20 protein-coding genes are annotated in these 20704 nt (G+C 38.0%); 5 read left to right on the top strand and 15 right to left on the bottom strand.

The window, feature by feature from the left end; all coding sequences use genetic code 11:
* Positions 1-27: 27 nt before the first annotated feature.
* On the top strand, positions 28-801 hold the full coding sequence (locus ACFINZ_RS05945; protein ID WP_375634730.1) for an amino acid ABC transporter ATP-binding protein: 774 nt from the start codon (positions 28-30) through the stop codon (positions 799-801).
* Positions 802-821: 20 nt separating this feature from the next.
* On the opposite strand, the gene lpxB is transcribed toward ACFINZ_RS05945, so the two are convergent.
* The 13 genes from lpxB to ACFINZ_RS05880 form a co-directional block, all read right to left on the bottom strand.
* Entirely contained in the window at positions 822-2018 is a 1197-nt protein-coding gene (lpxB, locus tag ACFINZ_RS05940; protein WP_375634731.1) for a lipid-A-disaccharide synthase, read from the bottom strand.
* Positions 2011-2883 carry an LpxI family protein gene (locus tag ACFINZ_RS05935; RefSeq protein ID WP_375701227.1) on the bottom strand — a complete coding sequence of 291 codons (873 nt, stop codon included), beginning with the start codon at positions 2881-2883 and terminating at the stop codon, positions 2011-2013. Before ACFINZ_RS05935 ends, lpxB begins: the two co-directional genes overlap by 8 nt.
* A gap of 2 nt (positions 2884-2885) precedes the next feature.
* Positions 2886-3710 carry an acyl-ACP--UDP-N-acetylglucosamine O-acyltransferase gene (gene lpxA / locus ACFINZ_RS05930; protein ID WP_375609506.1) on the bottom strand — a complete coding sequence of 275 codons (825 nt, stop codon included), beginning with the start codon at positions 3708-3710 and terminating at the stop codon, positions 2886-2888.
* A gap of 24 nt (positions 3711-3734) precedes the next feature.
* Positions 3735-4202 carry a 3-hydroxyacyl-ACP dehydratase FabZ gene (gene fabZ, locus ACFINZ_RS05925; protein WP_375612128.1) on the bottom strand — a complete coding sequence of 156 codons (468 nt, stop codon included), beginning with the start codon at positions 4200-4202 and terminating at the stop codon, positions 3735-3737.
* A 1-nt stretch (position 4203) separates the two neighbouring features.
* Entirely contained in the window at positions 4204-5250 is a 1047-nt protein-coding gene (lpxD, locus tag ACFINZ_RS05920) for a UDP-3-O-(3-hydroxymyristoyl)glucosamine N-acyltransferase (protein WP_375612127.1), read from the bottom strand.
* A 65-nt stretch (positions 5251-5315) separates the two neighbouring features.
* A complete protein-coding gene (gene bamA / locus ACFINZ_RS05915; RefSeq protein ID WP_375701226.1) occupies positions 5316-7712 on the bottom strand; it encodes an outer membrane protein assembly factor BamA in 2397 nt (798 codons plus the stop codon).
* A gap of 203 nt (positions 7713-7915) precedes the next feature.
* On the bottom strand, positions 7916-9064 hold the full coding sequence (locus ACFINZ_RS05910; protein ID WP_375634732.1) for an RIP metalloprotease: 1149 nt from the start codon (positions 9062-9064) through the stop codon (positions 7916-7918).
* 15 nt (positions 9065-9079) lie between these two features.
* Positions 9080-9895: a phosphatidate cytidylyltransferase gene (locus ACFINZ_RS05905; protein ID WP_375613469.1), complete on the bottom strand. Its 816-nt coding sequence runs from the start codon at positions 9893-9895 to the stop codon at positions 9080-9082.
* A gap of 719 nt (positions 9896-10614) precedes the next feature.
* Positions 10615-11175 carry a ribosome recycling factor gene (frr, locus tag ACFINZ_RS05900; RefSeq protein WP_375632774.1) on the bottom strand — a complete coding sequence of 187 codons (561 nt, stop codon included), beginning with the start codon at positions 11173-11175 and terminating at the stop codon, positions 10615-10617.
* A 37-nt stretch (positions 11176-11212) separates the two neighbouring features.
* Complete coding sequence (gene pyrH, locus ACFINZ_RS05895; RefSeq protein WP_273790666.1) at positions 11213-11932, bottom strand: UMP kinase; 720 nt, start codon at positions 11930-11932, stop codon at positions 11213-11215.
* Positions 11933-12089: 157 nt separating this feature from the next.
* Positions 12090-13013, bottom strand: coding sequence for a translation elongation factor Ts (gene tsf, locus ACFINZ_RS05890; protein WP_375632772.1), 924 nt, complete (start codon positions 13011-13013; stop codon positions 12090-12092).
* A gap of 102 nt (positions 13014-13115) precedes the next feature.
* Positions 13116-13895: a 30S ribosomal protein S2 gene (rpsB, locus tag ACFINZ_RS05885; RefSeq protein WP_273788135.1), complete on the bottom strand. Its 780-nt coding sequence runs from the start codon at positions 13893-13895 to the stop codon at positions 13116-13118.
* 167 nt (positions 13896-14062) lie between these two features.
* Positions 14063-14899: a cell envelope integrity EipB family protein gene (locus tag ACFINZ_RS05880; protein WP_375632770.1), complete on the bottom strand. Its 837-nt coding sequence runs from the start codon at positions 14897-14899 to the stop codon at positions 14063-14065.
* Positions 14900-15044: 145 nt separating this feature from the next.
* Between ACFINZ_RS05880 and ACFINZ_RS05875 the strand changes: the two genes are divergently transcribed.
* Positions 15045-15506: a RidA family protein gene (locus ACFINZ_RS05875; protein WP_375607219.1), complete on the top strand. Its 462-nt coding sequence runs from the start codon at positions 15045-15047 to the stop codon at positions 15504-15506.
* Positions 15507-15640: 134 nt separating this feature from the next.
* Positions 15641-16063 (top strand): HIT family protein, encoded by a 423-nt coding sequence (locus ACFINZ_RS05870; protein ID WP_375632769.1) that lies wholly within the window; start codon positions 15641-15643, stop codon positions 16061-16063.
* 7 nt (positions 16064-16070) lie between these two features.
* Here the strand turns inward: ACFINZ_RS05870 and clpA are convergent, their stop codons facing one another.
* Positions 16071-18422 carry an ATP-dependent Clp protease ATP-binding subunit ClpA gene (gene clpA, locus ACFINZ_RS05865; RefSeq protein WP_375632768.1) on the bottom strand — a complete coding sequence of 784 codons (2352 nt, stop codon included), beginning with the start codon at positions 18420-18422 and terminating at the stop codon, positions 16071-16073.
* 6 nt (positions 18423-18428) lie between these two features.
* A complete protein-coding gene (clpS, locus tag ACFINZ_RS05860; RefSeq protein WP_273790742.1) occupies positions 18429-18800 on the bottom strand; it encodes an ATP-dependent Clp protease adapter ClpS in 372 nt (123 codons plus the stop codon).
* 235 nt (positions 18801-19035) lie between these two features.
* Between clpS and ACFINZ_RS05855 the strand changes: the two genes are divergently transcribed.
* On the top strand, positions 19036-20385 hold the full coding sequence (locus ACFINZ_RS05855) for a D-alanyl-D-alanine carboxypeptidase (RefSeq protein ID WP_375632766.1): 1350 nt from the start codon (positions 19036-19038) through the stop codon (positions 20383-20385).
* Between the two features lie 32 nt (positions 20386-20417).
* Positions 20418-20696 (top strand): hypothetical protein, encoded by a 279-nt coding sequence (locus ACFINZ_RS05850; protein ID WP_375618379.1) that lies wholly within the window; start codon positions 20418-20420, stop codon positions 20694-20696.
* Positions 20697-20704 lie beyond the last annotated feature (8 nt).

Raw genomic sequence — 20704 nt, 5'->3', positions numbered from 1 at the left:
TCTTCATCAATGAAAGAATAAAATAAGATGAATTTGAAAAATAATAAATCGATCTCTCCCAGTAAAAAACCAGTGATCTCTATTCGAAATCTAAATAAATGGTATGGAAACTTTCAGGTCCTACATGATATCAACTTTAATGTTCAAGCTGGTGAACATATCGTTATTTGTGGACCATCCGGATCAGGAAAATCAACGTTAATTCGTTGCATTAATCAATTAGAACAAGCACAAAAAGGTTCAATCTGTATCCATAACGTTGATATCCATACTGCACCTATACAACAGCAAAAAAATGTTCTTCGTAAGATAGGAATGGTCTTTCAGAACTTTAATTTATTTCCCCACATGAGCGTTATACAAAATTGTATTTTAGCACCTATGACAGTTCAGGGACTTTCCAAACAACAAGCAAAAGAACGGGCAATTCGTTACTTAACGCATGTTGGTATTGAAAAACACTGTGAAAAATATCCTTTACAACTTTCTGGTGGGCAACAACAACGTGTTGCGATTGCCCGTGCACTTTGTATGGAACCTGAAGTCATGCTTTTTGATGAACCAACCTCTGCTCTTGATCCAGAAAGTGTGGGAGAAGTTTTGGAAGTGATGGCTCGATTGGCCGATACAGGGATCACAATGCTTTGTGTTACCCATGAAATGGGCTTCGCACGTAAAGTCTCAGAAAGAATACTCTTTCTAGAAAATGGAAAAATTGTTGAAGATGCAGCCTCTGAAGAATTTTTTACCAATCCTAAAAGCCAACGTGCTTGTAATTTTCTTGCTAAAATTAAATATTAATCATTAAAATATTGCTTTATTTATACAATTTTATTCCTGCTTTTTAAAATAGTGATAATTGTTTGTGCGCCAACAACCCCCGATGGTACTTCAGTTTTCATTTTCTGTTCTACCATCTCAAAGGAATCAAGTTGTGCCTGTCGCAATAAAGGATTAGCCAAAAGTTGTTCTACCTGTCTTGCTAACATGCCAGGACGGATTAATTCATTCAAATATTCCGAAACAATAGGCTTATCAGCAATAATATTTGGAAGAGCAGCACTCCATAACATCATTTTAGGAAAAATAAATAATTTAGAAAAGAAATCAAGTTTATAGCAAAGAACCATAGGAACTTTTGCTAAGGCTAATTCAAGTGAAACAGTTCCATGTGCAGCAAGAGCAACATCTGCTTGTGCAAAAGCACGCCATTTTTCATCTTCACCAACTACAATTTCTATCTTGCTTTTCCAGCCCTGCACAAAGTCCCGGATTCTATCTACCAAATGAGGTAAGGTTGGTAAAATAATACGTAAATGAGGAATACGTTGTACAAGAATCTCTACTGTTTCTCGAAAAATAGGCATTAAGGAACGAATTTCTGAATTGCGTGATCCTGGCAAAATAACTAATGTAGGCGATAATGTTTGTGTATCGATCAAATTTCTTTGTTCTAATTGGCTTTTTTTTTCTGACTGAATTCTCAAAAGGGGAGGATATGTCAAAAGACGATGTCCAACATAAGTCGTGGCAGGGCCTCCCAAATCTTGCATAATCTTTTCTTCAAAAGGAAAAACCGCTAAAACATGATCAACAAATCCACACATAGCTTTTGCACGCTCTGGCCTCCATGCCCAAACGGTTGGTGCAATATATTTAATGATAGGAATAGAAGGCGCTAAAGCACGTACCTTTTTTGCAATACGATGCGTGAAATCAGGACTATCAATAATAATTAAACAATCAGGTTGTTCTTGTGCAATAAATTTGGATAAATTGCGAATATGTAGCAACAACAATGGTAGTTTTTTCAACACCTCCTTTAAACCTATTAAAGCAATATCATGGGAATCAAAAAAGCTTTTTAAGCCTAATGCCTTTAAATGGCTCCCCCCAACACCAATCAAATGAATATTGCATCCTATCTGTTGTAATAAACAAGAAATTAGATCGGCCCCAAGTAAATCACCAGATTCCTCACCTGAAACCACTGCAATCTTTAAGAAACAATTATTCATGACCAAACTTTTCAAATGTCTCTATAAATAAAGAATATTTGTTGGCTTTTTCTATTGTTGTTTTCACCGATAATATTAGACTTCTATTTGCCTCCACCGCAACACCAGATAAACCACTCTTTGCAATATTCATTATTGTCGCGGGCCCAATTGATGGCAAATCAACGCGATTATCCTGTTGTGGTTTTGCGCATTTTACAAGAATGCCACCTTTAAGGGGAATTTGCCCTCTTTCTCGCATTTCACAAATACGCCACAACATATTATCAGTTCCCTCAGCGCCCTCTAGAGCAACCACCCTTCCTTGAACAACGACAACGGCTTGCCCGATATCTAATTGACCTAAAAGCTTTGCTGCTTCTACTGCTAAAAAAATATCTTTTTTCTCTTTTGGAGTAGCGCGCCGTACTGTTAAATTAAATTCTATGGGAGCTAAAAGATCTGGGACTATTTCGTGAGCACCGATAACACAAAAACCGTGTGCTTCAATAACCCGTATAAAAGCTTTTAATAACGCATCGTCTCCCCTCTTCAAAGCTCCGATTAAATTAGGAAGAGCTAAAAATGTTGTCCAGTCCAGTCGCAATTGTTTAAGAAGTGGACGCTTTTTCACACCACCTGCCAAAACAACATTATATACACCAGCCTCTTTTAAAATTTTAACGAGTCGTGCTAACTCTACAATTGATAGCTCGCAATGCTCATAGCGATAAAGAACAGAATCTGCCTCACCATGCAAAAGCACAAGAAAAGGATTTTCTCCATTCTTCTCAAGAGTCTGCGCAACAGTAATCGGTAGAATACCATTTCCTGCTATAATAGCAGTACGGCCGGAAAGAAAACTTCTGGCTCCCCAAATAGGCATTTTTAATCCTTATGTTCTTTTATTCTAACACCTTCAAATTTTGGTGTGCAATAAAAACGCTTTCCTTCTTCTTTAATAAAATTAACAACTTCAGAAACAGACTGAGAAGAAGAATAGAAAGAAGCAACATCACTGACACGCTCTTTAAATGGTTTGCTATGATCAAAAAGCATAGCAACCGCATGACGGAGTGCATGAATATCTTGACGCTCAAGTCCTGCACGCTTCATGCCAATAATATTGAGTCCAGCAAGTTTTGCCTGCACACCAACAGCTGTTCCATAAGGTATCAGATCACCAACCAGTGCAGATACGCCGCCGATAAATGCATGGTGTCCAACACGAACAAATTGATGAACAGCAGCACCACCACCAATAATCACATAATCACCAATAGTAACATGACCAGCAATCATTGCGTTATTGGCAAATGTTACATGATTGCCTACATAACAATCGTGAGCGATATGCGCATAACAAAAAAATTGGCAATTATCACCAACAACTGTCATTCCTACACTCGAATCGGAACCCCTATGCATTGTTACACCTTCACGAATCGTACAATTCTTACCAATAAAAAGAGTTGTAGCCCCTCCTTTATGTTTATTATTTTGCGGATCTGCCCCCAAAACGGCATGAGAAAATACTTTACTCTTGGCTCCTAACGTTGTCTTTCCCATTATTACAACATGACTTGTCAAACTACATTCATCACCAATAACAGCCTCTGAACTAATATGGCAAAATGGTCCAACGCGTACATTCTCACCAAGCTGCGCTCCCTTCTCCACAAGAGCAGTTGGATGGATTTTCGTACCGGACATTTTTTAATTCCCATCAAATATCGTTTATGCTTCTTCGACAATCATCGCAGCAATTTCTGCTTCAGCGACGCGAACATCTTCTACTTTTGCAACACATGAAAAACGTCTCATACCAGATCTTTTTTTCAAAAGCTGAACATGGATTTTTAGCTGATCACCAGGCATAACCGGCTTACGAAATTTCGCATTATCAACCGTCATAAGGTAAACTAAATTTGTTTGCTTATTGCCTAAATTTAAAAGTGCTATTGCTCCTGCCGTTTGTGCCATAGCTTCTAAAATCAAAACTCCAGGCATAACAGGCTTTGAGGGAAAATGTCCCATAAAATGTGGCTCGTTAATCGTTATATTTTTAATACCAATCGCTTCTTGTTCACCATCAATATCAACGATACGATCAATTAATAAAAATGGATAACGGTGCGGTAATATTGATAATAGTTTTTCAATATCGACAGCCTCTAAGTTTTTAGTTTTTTCACTGCTGATCATATCAGCGTTTCTCCTTTTTAACTTTTCCCATACTGCGCAATGCCGCTACTTCACGAAACCATTGTTTAAATGGTCGCGCTGGACTACCTCCCCATTTTTCGCCATCCGGAATGTCATTCATAACACCACTACGAGCAGCAATCTGAACAGATTTACCTATTATGATGTGATCCGCTACTCCCACACTTCCGCCAAGCTGAGACATATCCCCTATAGATGTACTTCCCGCAATGCCACATTGAGCGGCAATAAGACAATAGCGTCCAATTTTGACATTGTGGGCAATTTGTACAAGATTATCAATCTTGCTTCCTTCACCAATAACAGTATCTTGAAATGTTCCACGATCAATTGTCGTGTTCGCACCAACTTCTACACCATCCTCAATAATAACGCGACCAAGCTGTGGAATTTTCTCGATTCCAGAAACGCCCCCAACATAACCAAAACCATCTTGCCCAATGCAAACACCAGGATAAAGCTGAACCTTATCACCTATTATAGAACACTGAACTGTTACCTTAGGAGCAATATAGCAGTCACATCCAATACGGCAATTTTCACCGATAACAGCTGTGGATGAAATAAGAGTTCCTGCACCAATCTCAACATTTTTACCAATAACAGCTCCCGCTTCAATACACACATCATGTGCCAACTTAGCCGTTGGATGAATATGCGCATGCGATGAAATCCCCTTCTGCCCCAACCAAGGCATTGGCTTGACAGAATCTGGAAACAAAATACGACCAATCTGAGCAAAGTCACGCTGTGGTGTGGATGTCACCAAAATTGCCATAGTTTCGGGAACTTTAAAAACAATCTCATTCGTACACAAAACAGCAACAGCAGAACTGTCCAGTAAAGCATCAGAAAACTTCCGATGCTCTACAAAAACAAGCGAACCTTCCACAGCACTCTCAAGTGAAGAAAGAGTATTGATAACTTTATGAGAAAACTCTGGATTAAGAAGCTTTGCACCCGTCAACTCAGCAGCATTTGCAACTGTCAATCGTCGGGACGGCGTAAAAAAAAATGTATCCGCCATCAAAACACTTTCTCTCCCAGCTTAAGCTATTCTCTTCAAGTTTTTCCTTCTTAAAATCGCTCAAATCAGAACTTCGTAGAAATACCAAAGTTCAATTGTTGCAAACGATCACCTTCCTGCTTCGTTATTGGCCAAGCATAATCAAAACGCAAAGGACCAAACGGAGAATCCCACATCAAACTCACACCTGCAGATGAACGCCAAGCACTTTTGGTATTGGTAACAGACGGTTCACCCTTAAAAACGGCTTTATAATTATTGCCATAAAGCGTGGCAATATCCGCAAATAAAGCACCGCGCAACCCAAATCCTTCAGGCACGACAGGGATAGGGAACTGTACTTCAGCAGTCGCATTCATATATGTCGTTCCCCCCAAGAAATAAACCTCACCCTTACTGGAAACCTGACGCGGACCTATTCCATTATATTTGAACCCTCGAATCATATCAGAATTTACTTTAAACATATCGAAAATACGAACACCATCTCGGCCCATTCCGTGGATATAACCACCCCCAAAGGAAAGCAAACCAACGATATCCTTCTGGTCAGAAAGAGTCTTGTACATCATCGCCTTACCCGTGGTCTTCAAGAACTTTGCACTCCCACCAAGCCCTGCATATTCCTGAAGCAGATGCACGTACCACCCATCATGGGGGGATCTCATATCATCAATCGTATTATAGGTGAAACCATAACTAATTGATGAACGTTTCCAAGGGCTGTGTTTTGCAGCTTGAACAATCGCACCAGAATATTTCCCATATAATTCTATTATGTCACTCTCTTTGTCAAAATCATACTCTCCGCCAAAATCATATTCTTCCTGCACATAAGAATAAGCTACATTAGCAGATAATTGATTATTAATAGGTAACGAAAACCGCAGCGATCCACCTGTCTGCCGTACATCATAGGCTTTATCAGCACGATAAGTACTACGAAAAACATCAACACCAGCAGATAAACGATACCCTAAGAAATAAGGATCAACAAATGATAAATTATAATTACGAGATTTTTCTTGCCCCGCACCTAATCCTAAACGAACATATTGACCACGTCCCCCAAGATTACGTTCAGTAACAGAAACTTCAAGTGACATACCAGGACTTGTTCCCCCTGTTGTATACCCTCCAGAAAGAGAAAGATCTCCTGTTGAAGCTTCAACGACATCTATTACCAAAACAACTTGGTCAGATTGATCTGTAGGAACCATTGAAATATTAACGGCTTTGAAGAAACCTAAACTTTCTAGACGACGTTTTGCCCGCTGTAATAAAGTTTGATTGTAAGCATCTCCTTCGTTTAAATCAATCTCACGGCGAATGACGTAATCACGCGTTTTCTCATTGCCACGTATATCAATACGTTGAATATAAGCACGTGTACCCCGTTCAATATTATATAAAATTGAAATTGTATGATTTGCTAAATTACGATTTCCCCGCGGTTCAACTTTAGCAAAAGCATATCCCGAATCAGCAACTTTGTTATTAATAGTTGCAACAGACTGTTCAATATCTTCTGCACTATAAACATTACCTGGCTGGGTTTTAAGCATCCTTTTCACAGATTGAACGTCAATTCCATCAACATCACTTTCAACCTGAATATCGCTAATTTTATAGAGCGCACCCTCATCAAGAACGAAAGAAATTTTATACGTATTGCTTGCTGCATCAAAAGTTGCTTTAGAAGAGACTACACGAAAATCTGCATAACCACGGTTATAATAAAAGCGACGTAAAGCTTCTTCATCAACAGCGAGGCGCTCTTCACTGTAAACATCACCTCCCAACAACTTCGAAAAAATTCCTGAAGTTTTTGTTGAAATCACATCACGCAAACGACGACTTCCAAAGACATTATTTCCCTTAAAAGTGATATCACCAATCTTTGTTTTTTTCCCTTCAACGACATTAAATACCACATTAACCCGCCCTTTTCCAAGGTTAATCGTTTGAACGTTAACAGTGATATTATTACGACCAAGAGTTTTATAAGCCTCACGAATTGTATTTATATCAGCAGAAAGCTTAGCAGAATTAAAAGGCTCATTCGGTTTTAAAGAAATAAACCGCTTAAGATCTGGGTCTTTAAAAGATTTATTTCCTTGAAACAATATTTGATTGACAACCTCATATTCTTTTACGAATACAACCAATTTATCACCCACCGGATTTATTTTAACATCATAAAATAAACCCAATTCGAAAAGGTTCTTCACAGCACTATCAACATCACCACTGGAAACACCTTGCCCAACCTTAATCCCCATATTGTCTCGAATCGCCTGAGAACTTACAAACTTATTCCCACGAACCTCAATAGAGCGGACTACAGACGCTTGTATTTCTCCGACCGCAGCAATTGACATAAAAACCGTTGCTGGGGCAATCAACCCCATCTTTAACACCAATACAGATGCTGCATTTAAAAACTTTGAATTCGTAGTCATTGGCTTTTTTACCTTACTCTCGTTCCTTAGACATGATGCCTTAAAAAGCTAACTGCCATAACAACCTTTTTACAGCGAGACTTTTCATTCCTTAATTACTCATTATAATGTACAATGCCACAACATTTTGTAGACATGGTAAACAACCTTCAATTTGTTTTTGCTATTATTACTTAATTTATAAAGCGTTTTCCATAATTTAATTAGCTAAACCAACAAAAATAATCATTAAAAAAGACAAAGATCATAAAAAGGAAAAGAATGGAAAAACCTAAACGAAAAACGATTCCCTGAATTTTAGCAGATATTTTCCTCCCAGTAATGACCTCAATGACATGCAATAAAAGATGCCCACCGTCAAGCGGTAGAATCGGAAAAAGGTTAATAAGCCCAACACTTATTGAAAGAAAAGCTGCTAAATTCAATAAAGAGATAAAACCTGTCTCGCTCACTTTCCAAGCAATTTTAACGGTTTTAGAAGGTCCACTTAGCCGACAACGATCCTCTTTGCCTCCTATTAAACGACTCATAAAAAGAACGGTTTGAGTGGCGATAAACACAGTACGGTCTGACGCTTTTCTTACAGCTGTTACAAAACCATAGCGAATATGTTTTATATAAGTTGGATCTAAACGTGCAGGATTATTTAAATCAACAGGAACACCTACACCTATCATAGCACTTCGTGTTCGATTACCAAATCCATCATCTCGCTCAACGACTTTCGGGGTAATCATCGTTGTAAAGAATCGCCCCATGCGTTCTATTTTAAACTCTATGGGTTCTCTTCCGTGAAAAGCTACATAATTCATCAAATCTTCAAAGCTTTCAACCCGTCGCCCATCCATTTCAACAAAACGATCACCTAATTCCAAACCGGATTGAAGAGCAGGGCTATCTTTTACCAAAGAACCAACAACGGGCTCAATGGCTACACGACCATAGATAAAGAAAAAAAATGTTAGAATAACAACAGTAAAAAGGGCATTGAAGAAAGGACCGGCAAAAACAGTTGCTGCTTTTTTCCAAGCATGCGCACTAGCAAATGAACCATCAACAATCAGAGATGATTGGGATGATTCCGTATCGATTTTTTCCTCATCCCCAACAAATTTTACATAACCTCCTAAGGGGATAAGTGCTAAACGCCACTTCGTGCCATGCTTATCTGTACAACTCGCTATTTCTGGTCCAAATCCAAGCGAAAAAATTAACGCCTTAATACCACACCACCGACCAATGAGATAGTGCCCAAATTCGTGTACAAAAATGATAATCATAATGATGAAAAGAATACTCAAACTTCTTAAAAGAAAATCACCCATAGTGACGATATGATTTAAAAGTTCCAAACTATCTTCTCCCAATTAGATCATACTAAAAAGATTAAAAGGCGCATCCATATCAGACATAAATGAACCAATTAAATAAAGAAGAAAAGCTGCCCCTACCAATCCATCTATACGATCCATAAAACCACCATGTCCAGGCAATAAAGAACTAGAATCTTTAACAGAAAACCGTCTTTTGAGCCATGATTGCCCTAAATCACTCAATTGTGAAACAATTGACAAAACAAGTGTAAGGAGTGGCACAAAAAAACTGGCTAAATTTATATCAAAAAATCCAAAAGCAACCCATATACCACCGAAAACTCCGACAAATGTACCACCAAGTGCTCCTGACCATGTTTTATTAGGAGAAAATTGTGGTGCTAATTTAGGTCCCCCTAATGCACGTCCGATAAAATAACCACCAATATCTGTTCCCCACACTATCGTAAATAAGAAAATAACAACTTGGAACCCCAACATTTCATGATCCCGTAGAAAGCATAAAGCAACAACAGGAAAAGATGCATATAAAAAACCACAAAAAACCCAACCACTTTTTTTTATAGATATAATAGCTAATACTGTAGCTAAAACGATTAAAACACAAAAAATCAATGAAGCAGATACACTCAACACTAAAAAAAAGCCAAAGATTAAATAAAAGATACTTGCTAATATTTTTTGTAAAATACACCATTTCTCTTTAGTAATACTCATCCACTCATAAAGAACAAAACCGCCAATACACCATACAAATAAAAAAAAGAAGTTTCCTCCCAACCATGTTAGATACAACGCAATAATGCCAAAAACAAAAGCTGTCAGAATACGATAAACCAAATTAGACAAAACAACATCCAAACAATAAAAATAGAAAATACAAGCTCTAAAATTAACGCAAGAAAAACTCCCCTACGCAGTATTTTTATCTCATACCTGTATAATTTCTCTTATAATTTATCATAAATAATTCAGTCTACTAAGATAGCGCTTATGAAACTAATAATCAATGAAAACAGCTTCAAAAATCTCCGTCAAAATTATAAAATATTTTTTTAATATTTTCTCAAATATAAAATGAAAAAGCAGTTACCTCTGCCCCATACAAATTAACTAATAGAGGTTTCGTATAAAAACACTTTTCTATCAACTATTCGTCATTAAAAAACGAATTACGCCACATAACATCTGCTTGATCAATTATACTCACATGTTTTATAATGAGAAATAAGAGAAAGGTTAGGCTTGTTTTTTGCATTATATTCTTTCCCCAACCTTCATCTTAGAATATTTGAATAATTTCTAAATGCATTTTAACAAAGATGTGCTCAACTAAAAAACCGCACCATGCTGTTAAATAGTGTCTCCCAGCAAAGCGCATGATTTATCACGCAGACTAAAAAATTAAAACATCTGCCCTTTCAAATCAGTCTCTCCCATATCAAAATGATAGAATACCTTCCTGCATCACACCTTGCTACCACAGAGCACACCACTCCCTACAATTATCCCTAGAAACAATTTACAGGCTGGGAGTATAACATCCTTTTTCTAGCGACAAAATCGTCTTAAACGTGCATAATCTCAGATTCTTTTACGACTAAAATTTTATCAATATCAGCAATAGTTTCATCTGTGAGTTTTTGAACTTTTTCAGACAAACTATGGGCTTCATCTTGTCCAATTTCACCATCTTTTTCTAACTTTTTCAAATTGTCCAGACCATCCCGACGAACATGACGTGTAGCAACACGCGCTTGCTCTGCATAGTGATGCGCAATTTTTACAAGTTCTTTACGGCGCTCTTCATTCAACTCAGGCAAAGGAATACGTAAATTCGTACCATCAGTTATGGGATTTAAACCAAGACCAGAATCGCGAATAGCGCGCTCTACAGCTCCGACCATCGTTTTATCCCATACAGAAACAGAAAGCATCCGAGGTTCAGGAACAGAAATATTAGCAACCTGATTTATATGAACAACAGAACCATAAGATTCAACGGTCAACGGTTCTAATAAACTGGCCGATGCACGTCCAGTCCGCAAACCACCTAACTCATGTTTAAAAGCCGTAATGGCACCATCCATGCGACGTTTCAGATCATCCATAATTGATGTAACATTCATATTTCTGTCTCCTTCAATTGTCCTTTGAAGCTTACCCTTATTCCGATACTATTGTAAAGCGTCCTGTTCCATTCAAGACCTTAGCCAAACCGCCTTTTTCATGAATGGAGTACACAATAATCGGTACATTGTTCTCACGTGCTAAAGTGACCGCCGTTGAATCCATAACAGATAATCCCCATTGCAAAACTTCAACATGTGTTAATTGGTCAAAACGCTTAGCCGTAGGGTCTATTTTTGGATCTGCTGAATAAATACCATCAACTTGTGTTCCTTTAAGAAGGACATCCGCACCAATTTCTGCTGCACGTAAAGTAGCAGCAGAATCAGTGGTAAAAAATGGATTTCCTGTACCACCTGCAAAAATAACAACTTTTCCCTGATTCATATAAGCTATTGCTTTACGTTGCGAAAAACTTTCACAAATTTGTGGCATAGCAATCGCAGAGAGTACAACAGTTTCAACCCCTAATTTTGTCAAAGATGTTCGCAATGCTAAAGAGTTAATAGCAGTTGCAAGCATTCCCATATGATCACCTGTCACTCGGTCCCCACCATGCGAAGCAACAGCAACGCCACGAAAAATATTTCCCCCACCGATAACAACCGCAACTTCTATCCCCATTGTGCGCACTTCTGCAATATCAGCGGCAATACGGTCTACAACAGAAACATCAATGCCAAAATTCTGCCCTCCCATAAGAGCTTCACCAGAAGCCTTTAAAAGAATCCGTTTATACGGAAGTGCTAATGCCATTAATAATCTCCCCAAAAGCCCATTTACTTTTTGCTTTTGACATCACGAAGGGCACCACTTTTTTCACGTGACGCCCTCTCAACAATTACATTTTTCCCCTCAGAGATTCTACAACCAATGATATGACTTTAAATCTCTGATCAAGAGTTTGCAATAACTAGCCTTTTACAGCAGCAGCAACCTCTGCTGCAAAATCAGACTCCTCTTTTTCCACACCTTCACCTAATGCAAAACGAATAAAGCCTATAATTTTTGCTGGAGCACCTATTGATTTCTCAGCATCCTTTAAAGCAGCCTCAACAGTTATATCAGGATTCATAACAAAAGCTTGAGAAAGCAAAACAACCTCTTCAAAAAACTTACGCATACGCCCTTCTACCATTTTTTCAATGATATTTTCAGGTTTTCCAGACTGACGCGCTTGATCTGAAAAAATTGCTTTTTCTCGCTCAACAGCAGCAGCATCAACATCTTGTGCTGTAAGTGCTAATGGATTGGTTGCCGCAATATGCATCGCGACCTGCCGACCAAAAGCAAGAGCAGCCTCTTTATTTCCTGTTGTTTCAATCGCAACCAAAACACCAAGTTTTCCAAGCCCATCAGCCACACTATTGTGTATATAAGTCGCAACAACACCATTCTCAACGGACAATTTAGCGGAACGACGAAATGTTATATTTTCGCCAATTGTACCAATTGCATCTTTAATTGTAAGCTCTACAGTCTTCTCAGAACCTGGATAAAGAGAAACAGAAACAGATTCAACATCCCCTGACGTATCTAAGGCAGCAGTTGCTACTTTACGCACGATGTCTTGGAATCCATCATTGCGTGCAACAAAATCTGTTTCAGAATTAATCTCAACCAAAACTGCATGTGAATCTTTTGATACGACTCCGATTAATCCCTCAGCTGCTGTACGACCAGCCTTTTTATCTGCTTTAGCTATTCCTTTTTTACGAAGCCAATCAACAGCAGCTTCCATATCACCATTGGTCTCTGCTAGGGCGGCTTTACAGTCCATCATACCAGCGCCAGATAGTTCTCGAAGTTCTTTTACTTGTGCAGCAGTAATGCTCATATTTGCCTCTTTATTTTGTAACAGTGAAAGCGTGCAAAATCCCTCTGCACGCCTATAACTTCTTCTTTAGACAATAAAAGTACCTTAATTAGGCATTTTATATTATTCAGAAACTTCTGAAACTGCATTTTCTTCCAAAATAGGCTCCACAGGTGCATCAACTTGAGCTCCTAAATCGATACCCATTGCTCCTTGCTGGCGTGCAATACCATCAAGAGCAGCACGGGCAAAAAGATCGCAATAAAGAGAAATTGCACGTGAAGCATCGTCATTACCTGGTATTGGATGTGTTACGTCATCGGGATCACAATTGGTATCAATAATAGCAATCACTGGAATACCTAAACGTTTTGCTTCTTGGAGTGCAATATTTTCTTTATTCGTATCGATAACAAAGATAAGATCTGGAACAGAACCCATATCTTTAATACCACCAAGCGCACGATTAAGCTTTTCACGATCACGTTCAAGATTTAAACGTTCCTTTTTAGTAAAGCCTTGCGCTTCAGCAGCAAGAATTTTATCAAGCTTCCGCAAACGATGGATCGAATTGGAAATCGTTTTCCAGTTTGTGAGCATGCCGCCAAGCCAACGTGCATTAACGTAATACTGAGCGGAACGATTCGCCGCATCTGCGATAATGTCAGATGCTTGCCGTTTCGTACCAACAAAGAGAATACGACCACCACGCGCTACAGTATCTGAAACAAGTTTAAGTGCTTGGTGTAAAAGTGGAACGGTCTGAGCAAGGTCAATAATATGGATATTATTACGCTGACCATAAATATAGGGAGTCATTTTGGGATTCCAGCGATGAGTCTGGTGACCAAAATGCACACCAGCTTCTAAAAGCTGGTGCATAGTAAAATCGGGTAGTGCCATAAATCTTATCCTTTCCGGTTCAACCTCCGCGGAAAAAGCAGGAAGACCTGCTACCGGCGGATGCTTGCTAGAAGTTTCTCACAGATCATTTGCAAACACCCAGACTCCGCGTGTGGAATAGCGCAAACATACTAATATTTGATTCTTTTTCAAGTTATTTTCTTTAATCATTTAATATTTGCATTTTCACATTGATTAAGATCTTTTCCAAGTTCCAAGAATTCGAGACTGTTCAATTTTGCACGCACTGAAAAAGTTCCATAATCTATATGAAGATCACGCATGACACCATTCTCATGTAAGAGAAAACTGCTACGATAAACCGGCAAACCATCTTTATTTTCTCCATCATCAAAATAAGAAATTGTAACAGGCCAATATTCTTCTTCATCCAATTTTCTTACTTTTTCCGTTTCGCTATCAGATAAAAGCGTCTTCTTTTCCCCTATGACGATACTTTCTTTTATAACTTTATCTGCTTTATTTGTCCCATCAAATACAGTAACATTGTAAAAATGATCTCCTGCTTTTGCATGGCGGATAATATTTTTTAGTTGCATCATTGGAAATTCAGCCATTGCAAGCTTATACTCTTTTTCCTTTGGCTTTTTTAAGGTAACTGTAATACCATCTTGCGTACGCTCCGCAACTCCCTCGGCACGATGCACAACCTCTTCTCCCTCTTGATCTGTAATATTAAAACGAAATGTACGGCTGTCTCCTGTTTCATAACTCGTCGTCTGTTGATCCGTCAAACGTACTGGCATATCTTCAATGTAAACACGGCTAATGAAACGAAAACGTGTGCTATAGCCTTGGCATGCCGAACCAGCAAGCTCGTAAACCATTCGTCCTGACATCGCAGAAATTGTCATTTCATGAGAAACACTATCGAGATGAAAATCATAAATTGCTCGATGAGGCACAATAAAAATGGGCTCTTCAGCTCTCGCAGTACATAAAAAAACAATATATAAAACTATTATAAATAATGATCTAATCATTCCCAACTTCCGAACTTTATCCCCGTTGCATAACATCATACAATAAGGCAAAAAAGGCTAATTTCTCAATTAACCACACATTTTCTTAAATCAAAAAATAGATTATGCAATGAATATATTATAAAGCAGCTATGGAGTTAAAATTATGACCAATATGATTGAAAAAAACTTAGAAAAATTCGGGATCACTCTTCCTGAAGTAATCTCCCCCCTTGCCAATTACATCACCACTTCACAAAGTGGCAATCAACTCTTTATTTCTGGGCAACTTCCTCTTATTAATGGAAAACCAATAGCCATCGGTAAAGTTGGTGCAACTGTGAATACCGAACAAGCCCAAAAAGCATCTGAAGCTTGCGCTCTCAATATTCTCGCGCAACTCAAGGCAACTCTGGGTGACTTAAATAAAATAAAACGTGTGGTCAAAATTACTGTTTTTGTGGCTGTAGATTCTCATTTTACCGATATTCCTTTTGTTGCCAATGGAGCTTCTAATTTATTCGTCAATATCCTTGGTGAAATTGGAAAACACGCCCGTTCTGCTATTGGTGTTGCCTCTCTTCCTATGGATGTTCCTGTAGAAGTTGAAGCCATCATAGAAATCTAAACCTTCATTAAGACAGTGCATTATCCTAAATATAACTGAAGTCAAAATACTTCTTTGTCTTACACTCTGATAAACCTTGCATTTTTTCGTTTTTAAATTAGAATCTTAAACTTACGATAAAAGGAAATATTTGTATGAAACAAGCTTATGACAATAACAATATTTTTGCTAAATTGATTCGCAATGAAATCCCTTCTGTTCGTGTCTACGAAGATGATGATGTTATTGGATTTATGGATATCATGCCACAGGCACAAGGTCATACGCTGGTCATTCCTAAAAAAGGCTCTAGAAACTTACTTGATGCAGATCCTGAAACATTATTTCCTGTTATTAAAGCTGTTCAAAAAATTGCAAATGCTGTCAAAAAAGCCTTTCAAGCAGATGGCATAACTGTCATGCAATTTAATGAAGCAGCTAGTCAACAAACCGTCTATCACCTTCATTTTCATATTATACCACGTATGGAGGGAATAGAGCTTACCCCTCATAATGATATGGTAACGCCTCCAGAAATACTTGAAGAGAATGCAAAAAAAATCCGTGCAGCTTTATAACACACTCTTAAGTTGTTGTGCTTTTTTTCCTACACGTTTTTTTTGTAAAGTTTTCCATTTTACTTTTCTTTGAACTTACAGATATATCGGAAGATGAAATTTCTAACTGTAAGCTTTCTTTTTTACCATTTGATTTTTGTGTCAATACGCGAACGGTACCGCCATTGCGTAACTTTCCAAATAAAATTTCATCAGCTAATGGCTTTTTAATATATTCTTGTATAACACGCCCTAATGGGCGTGCTCCCATCTGAGAATCATATCCTTTATTAGAAAGCCATAAAGTTGCAGAAGGGCTTAATTCAAAACAAATTCCCCGATCAGCTAATTGTGCTTCAAGCTGAAAAATAAATTTTTGCACTATCTGATTGATGATTAAATGAGATAAAGGTGCAAACGGAATAATTGCATCTAACCGATTACGAAATTCTGGTGTAAATAACCGATTGATTGCTTCTATATCCTCACCATCACGATGTACTTTCCCAAATCCAATAGCTGATTTTGCCATATCTGAAGCACCAGCATTGGTTGTCATAATCAAAATAACATTGCGGAAATCAATTTTCTTACCATTATGGTCTGTTAATCTACCATAATCCATTACCTGCAATAAAATATTAAATAACTCTGGGTGCGCTTTCTCAATCTCATCTAGCAATAGAACTGCGTGAGGTTTCTGATCAACGGCATCTGTAAGGAGACCTCCTTGATCAAACCCTATATAACCTGGAGGTGCTCCGATTAAACGTGCTATCGTATGCCGTTCCATATATTCTGACATATCAAAACGCAATAATTCAATGCCTAAAGATGATGCAAGCTGTTTTGCAACTTCAGTTTTTCCTACACCTGTTGGTCCTGAAAATAAATAACTTCCTATTGGTTTATCCGGTTCGCGTAAACCTGCTCGCGCCAATTTTATGGATGAAACTAAGACGGAAATTGCCTGATCTTGACCATAAACAACATGTTTGAGTTCTCTTTCAAGCTTACTCAGTATCTTCTGATCATTCCGGGAAACTGTTTTTGGTGGAATTCTTGCAATTGTAGCAACAGTCGCTTCAATTTCTTTAACACCTATACTCTTCTTGCGTTGTTTTTGTGGCAAAAGCTTTTGCGCTGCGCCACTTTCATCAATAATATCAATTGCTTTGTCAGGTAACCTACGGTCAATTATATAACGTGAAGATAATTCTACAGATGCCTTCATCGCCTGATCTGTATATTTAATCTGATGAAAATCTTCAAAGTAAGGCTTCATCCCCTGCAAAATTTTAATCGCATCTGTAACAGAAGGTTCATTAATATCAATCTTCTGAAAACGACGCTCTAAAGCACGATCTTGTTCAAAGAATTTGCGATATTCTCTGTAAGTCGTCGAACCAATACATCGCATAGTTCCAGAAGATAACACAGGTTTCAAAAGATTTGCTGCATCCATATTTCCCCCTAATGTTGCTCCTGCTCCAATTAAGGTATGGATTTCATCAATAAATAAAATAGCATCTGGATACAGCTCAAACTCTTTAATAACTTGCTTTAAGCGTTCTTCAAAATCACCGCGATAACGTGTACCTGCAACAAGTCCCCCCATATCAAGAGAAAATATTGTTGCATTTGATAAAACTTCAGGCACTTGCCCATCAACAATGCGCTTTGCCAATCCCTCAATTATAGCTGTTTTCCCTACTCCAGGATCACCAACCAAAAGCGGATTGTTTTTTGACCTTCGACATAAAATCTGAATCATGCGTGAAATTTCTATTTCACGGCCAATTAATAAATCAATTTTTCCATTACGTGCTTTACAATTGAGATCAACACAATAATTCGTTAAAGCACTTGTTCCTCTTTCACCATTATCCGAAATCTGCTGATCTAATTGCTCTTCAAGTCCTTCAAGTAACATGGATAACCCATCATCACGCGTGACACCCTGTGAAATAAAACGTACAGCATCATAGCGTGTCATTCCCATCTCTTGAAGAAAATATGCTGCATGGCTTTCACGTTCAGAAAAAATTGCAACAAGAACATTTGCCCCCGATACTTCATCTTTTCCAGCTGATTGTGCATGAATCACCGCACGTTGGATAACACGCTGGAAAAAAGCTGTAGGCTTTGTATCCTCATCAGCTCTAATCTGTTCATCTAACTCTGAGCGAAGATAATTGGTTAAGCGCTCTCGCAATTCCTCCACATCTACTTGGCAAGCCTGAATAACGGAATTTGCATCGGCATCATCTAACAGCGCAAGTAGAAGATGCTCTAGTGTTGCATATTCATGCCGTGCTTGAGTAGCAATTGTTAATGCACGATGCAAAACCTCTTCAAGACTAGGTGTAAAAGATGGCATAGCTCCTCACTTCCATTCCATTACACATTGTAACGGATGTTCATTTTGACGCGCACATTCCCTCACTTGTAATATTTTCATTTCAGCGACTTCATAAGTATAAGTCCCACATTCTCCTATCCCATTGTGATGAACATTTAACATTATCCGCGTTGCCTCTTCGAAACTTTTTTTAAAAAAGTTCTTCAAAACGAAAACAACAAAATCCATAGGTGTGTAATCATCATTAAGCAAAAAAACTCGACATAATTTAGGTTTTTCGAGTTTTTCTCTAGCCTTAGGCATTATAACCGCACCATGCCTACCTTCATCCCAATTCTTGCCCTTTTCATTATGCATAATATGAGCTATAGAGTTTATTATGAGCGTCTGTCCCATTATCGTTTTCCATGCAACACATTTTTTATTAATTTTAAATTCTTTCATAACTATTGCAATACCTGTTTGTATTAGAAAAAAATCTCCCTCTATGGTTAGACTTCAATCACTCACTCATAAAATAACTTCTGTAAACAAATTAGTAATACCATTCGCCTAAACTGCATCAACAAATTACAGAAAAGGAAGCTTTATAGAAGTTTTTCAGGATAAATGGAGAAATAGGATACTGCAAGTGTATATTAATTATCAAAAAATTATGCGCTACTGTAAAACAATAGCAATTTCTTTTGTTATGTTAGCTTTTTCTTACTGTTGGGCATCAGCCACACCTCAAGGCGCCTATCCTGATAAGTATGCGGCTATTGTTATAGATGCTACTACGGGAAAAACTCTATTTCAAGCCAATGCAACACTGAAACGTTATCCTGCTTCTTTAACAAAAATGATGACATTGTACTTACTCTTTGAAGCTATGCAGATGCGTCGTGTGACACCAAATACACCAATTCCTGTTTCTCATTATGCAGCAATGCGTCCACCAACAAAAATTGGATTTAAAGCAGGCCAAACAATTTCTGCAGAATCAGCAGCTAAAGCACTCATTACAAGATCCGCAAATGATGTTGCTGCTGCCATTGCAGAATATCTTGGAGGTAGTGAAAAAAAATTCGCTCAAATGATGACAATAAAAGCTCGTAAACTTGGCATGAAACATACACATTTTGCAAATGCTTCAGGACTTCCGGATGTGCACAATTATTCTACAGCACGAGATATAGCGACTTTGTCATTAGCTTTACGTAAACATTTTCCCAAACAATATAAATTGTTCAAAACAAAAAGTTTTAATTTCCGTGGACATAAAATTAACAGCCACAATAAACTTGTTAAAATAATGAAAGGTGTCGATGGAATTAAAACAGGCTACACACAAATGTCAGGTTCTAATTTAGCAACTTCGATGCGTCTTGAGGGGCGCTCTGTTGTCGCTGTTGTTATGGGAGGTAAATCATCTACTGCGCGTGACGAGCATATGGCTAGCCTATTGAAACAATATTTGCCCAAAGCAAGCCAAATGAAAAGTGGTGAACGTTTAATGGCTTCTGTACGCTATCACTTACCGACTGGCGCCAATACTCCTATACCGACCATTAAAGCTGATTCAAGTAATTTTGACGATGAAATTTCGACTATGTTGACAGCATTTGCAGAACAACCTAAAAACTCCAATATCGCAATAACGGCTGTAAATAAGGTAATTATACCAATACCGAATCCTCAAAAAACTATACCGGCTGAGACTCATAAAATTGTAACAGTCTCTTTGTCCGAAAATGCCGGATGGGCTATCCAAATTGGTTCTCTTCCTAGTGAAGAACAAGCAAAAACTCTACTTTTAAAAGCAAAAAATATAGCTTTTTCTATTTTAAAACACGCATCTTCACACATGCAACTGTTTGAAAAAAATGGGCGGCGTTATTACCGAGCGCGCTTTACAGGGTTTCAATCAAAAAAAGCTGCATTTGATGCTTGCTCTACATTAAAGAAAGCAAATTTTAACTGCTATACTGTAGCCTACTAAAAATTTTTGAATTCTGCGTTAAGGATAGTATTATGACAGATAATGCTTTTGCTTCATTCCATAAAAAAGAAATTTTATTGAAGCAATCATCCCTCCTTTCATTGCGTTCTCTTCACGATGCTGCCGCAAAACTTACTGGTTTAAAATATAATTCGACTGCATTAGATACACAATCTCTTGTTCACCTTCTCATTTGCCAAACAATACGCAACCGTCGTCTCATAATGCCTCCTGTACGCATTCATTTACGCGTTGCGAGCCAAACTGGTAATGTGCCTATTAAAATCCGTTTAGGAGCAACAAATATTTAATTTCTCTA

The sequence above is a fragment of the Bartonella sp. AA81SXKL genome (assembly GCF_042196945.1).
Classification (GTDB): Bacteria; Pseudomonadota; Alphaproteobacteria; order Rhizobiales; family Rhizobiaceae; genus Bartonella.
This window is presented reverse-complemented; position numbering and strand designations above follow the sequence as displayed.

Bases quoted from the DNA above. Each gene is read 5' to 3' on its own strand.
- ACFINZ_RS05945 (WP_375634730.1), top strand. From the start codon at position 28: ATGAATTTGAAAAATAATAAATCGATCTCTCCCAGTAAAAAACCAGTG.
- lpxB (WP_375634731.1), bottom strand. From the start codon at position 2,018: ATGAATAATTGTTTCTTAAAGATTGCAGTGGTTTCAGGTGAGGAATCT.
- ACFINZ_RS05935 (WP_375701227.1), bottom strand. From the start codon at position 2,883: ATGCCTATTTGGGGAGCCAGAAGTTTTCTTTCCGGCCGTACTGCTATT.
- lpxA (WP_375609506.1), bottom strand. From the start codon at position 3,710: ATGTCCGGTACGAAAATCCATCCAACTGCTCTTGTGGAGAAGGGAGCG.
- fabZ (WP_375612128.1), bottom strand. From the start codon at position 4,202: ATGATCAGCAGTGAAAAAACTAAAAACTTAGAGGCTGTCGATATTGAA.
- lpxD (WP_375612127.1), bottom strand. From the start codon at position 5,250: ATGGCGGATACATTTTTTTTTACGCCGTCCCGACGATTGACAGTTGCA.
- bamA (WP_375701226.1), bottom strand. From the start codon at position 7,712: ATGACTACGAATTCAAAGTTTTTAAATGCAGCATCTGTATTGGTGTTA.
- frr (WP_375632774.1), bottom strand. From the start codon at position 11,175: ATGAATGTTACATCAATTATGGATGATCTGAAACGTCGCATGGATGGT.
- pyrH (WP_273790666.1), bottom strand. From the start codon at position 11,932: ATGGCATTAGCACTTCCGTATAAACGGATTCTTTTAAAGGCTTCTGGT.
- tsf (WP_375632772.1), bottom strand. From the start codon at position 13,013: ATGAGCATTACTGCTGCACAAGTAAAAGAACTTCGAGAACTATCTGGC.
- rpsB (WP_273788135.1), bottom strand. From the start codon at position 13,895: ATGGCACTACCCGATTTTACTATGCACCAGCTTTTAGAAGCTGGTGTG.
- ACFINZ_RS05880 (WP_375632770.1), bottom strand. From the start codon at position 14,899: ATGATTAGATCATTATTTATAATAGTTTTATATATTGTTTTTTTATGT.
- ACFINZ_RS05875 (WP_375607219.1), top strand. From the start codon at position 15,045: ATGACCAATATGATTGAAAAAAACTTAGAAAAATTCGGGATCACTCTT.
- ACFINZ_RS05870 (WP_375632769.1), top strand. From the start codon at position 15,641: ATGAAACAAGCTTATGACAATAACAATATTTTTGCTAAATTGATTCGC.
- clpA (WP_375632768.1), bottom strand. From the start codon at position 18,422: ATGCCATCTTTTACACCTAGTCTTGAAGAGGTTTTGCATCGTGCATTA.
- clpS (WP_273790742.1), bottom strand. From the start codon at position 18,800: ATGGGACAGACGCTCATAATAAACTCTATAGCTCATATTATGCATAAT.
- ACFINZ_RS05850 (WP_375618379.1), top strand. From the start codon at position 20,418: ATGACAGATAATGCTTTTGCTTCATTCCATAAAAAAGAAATTTTATTG.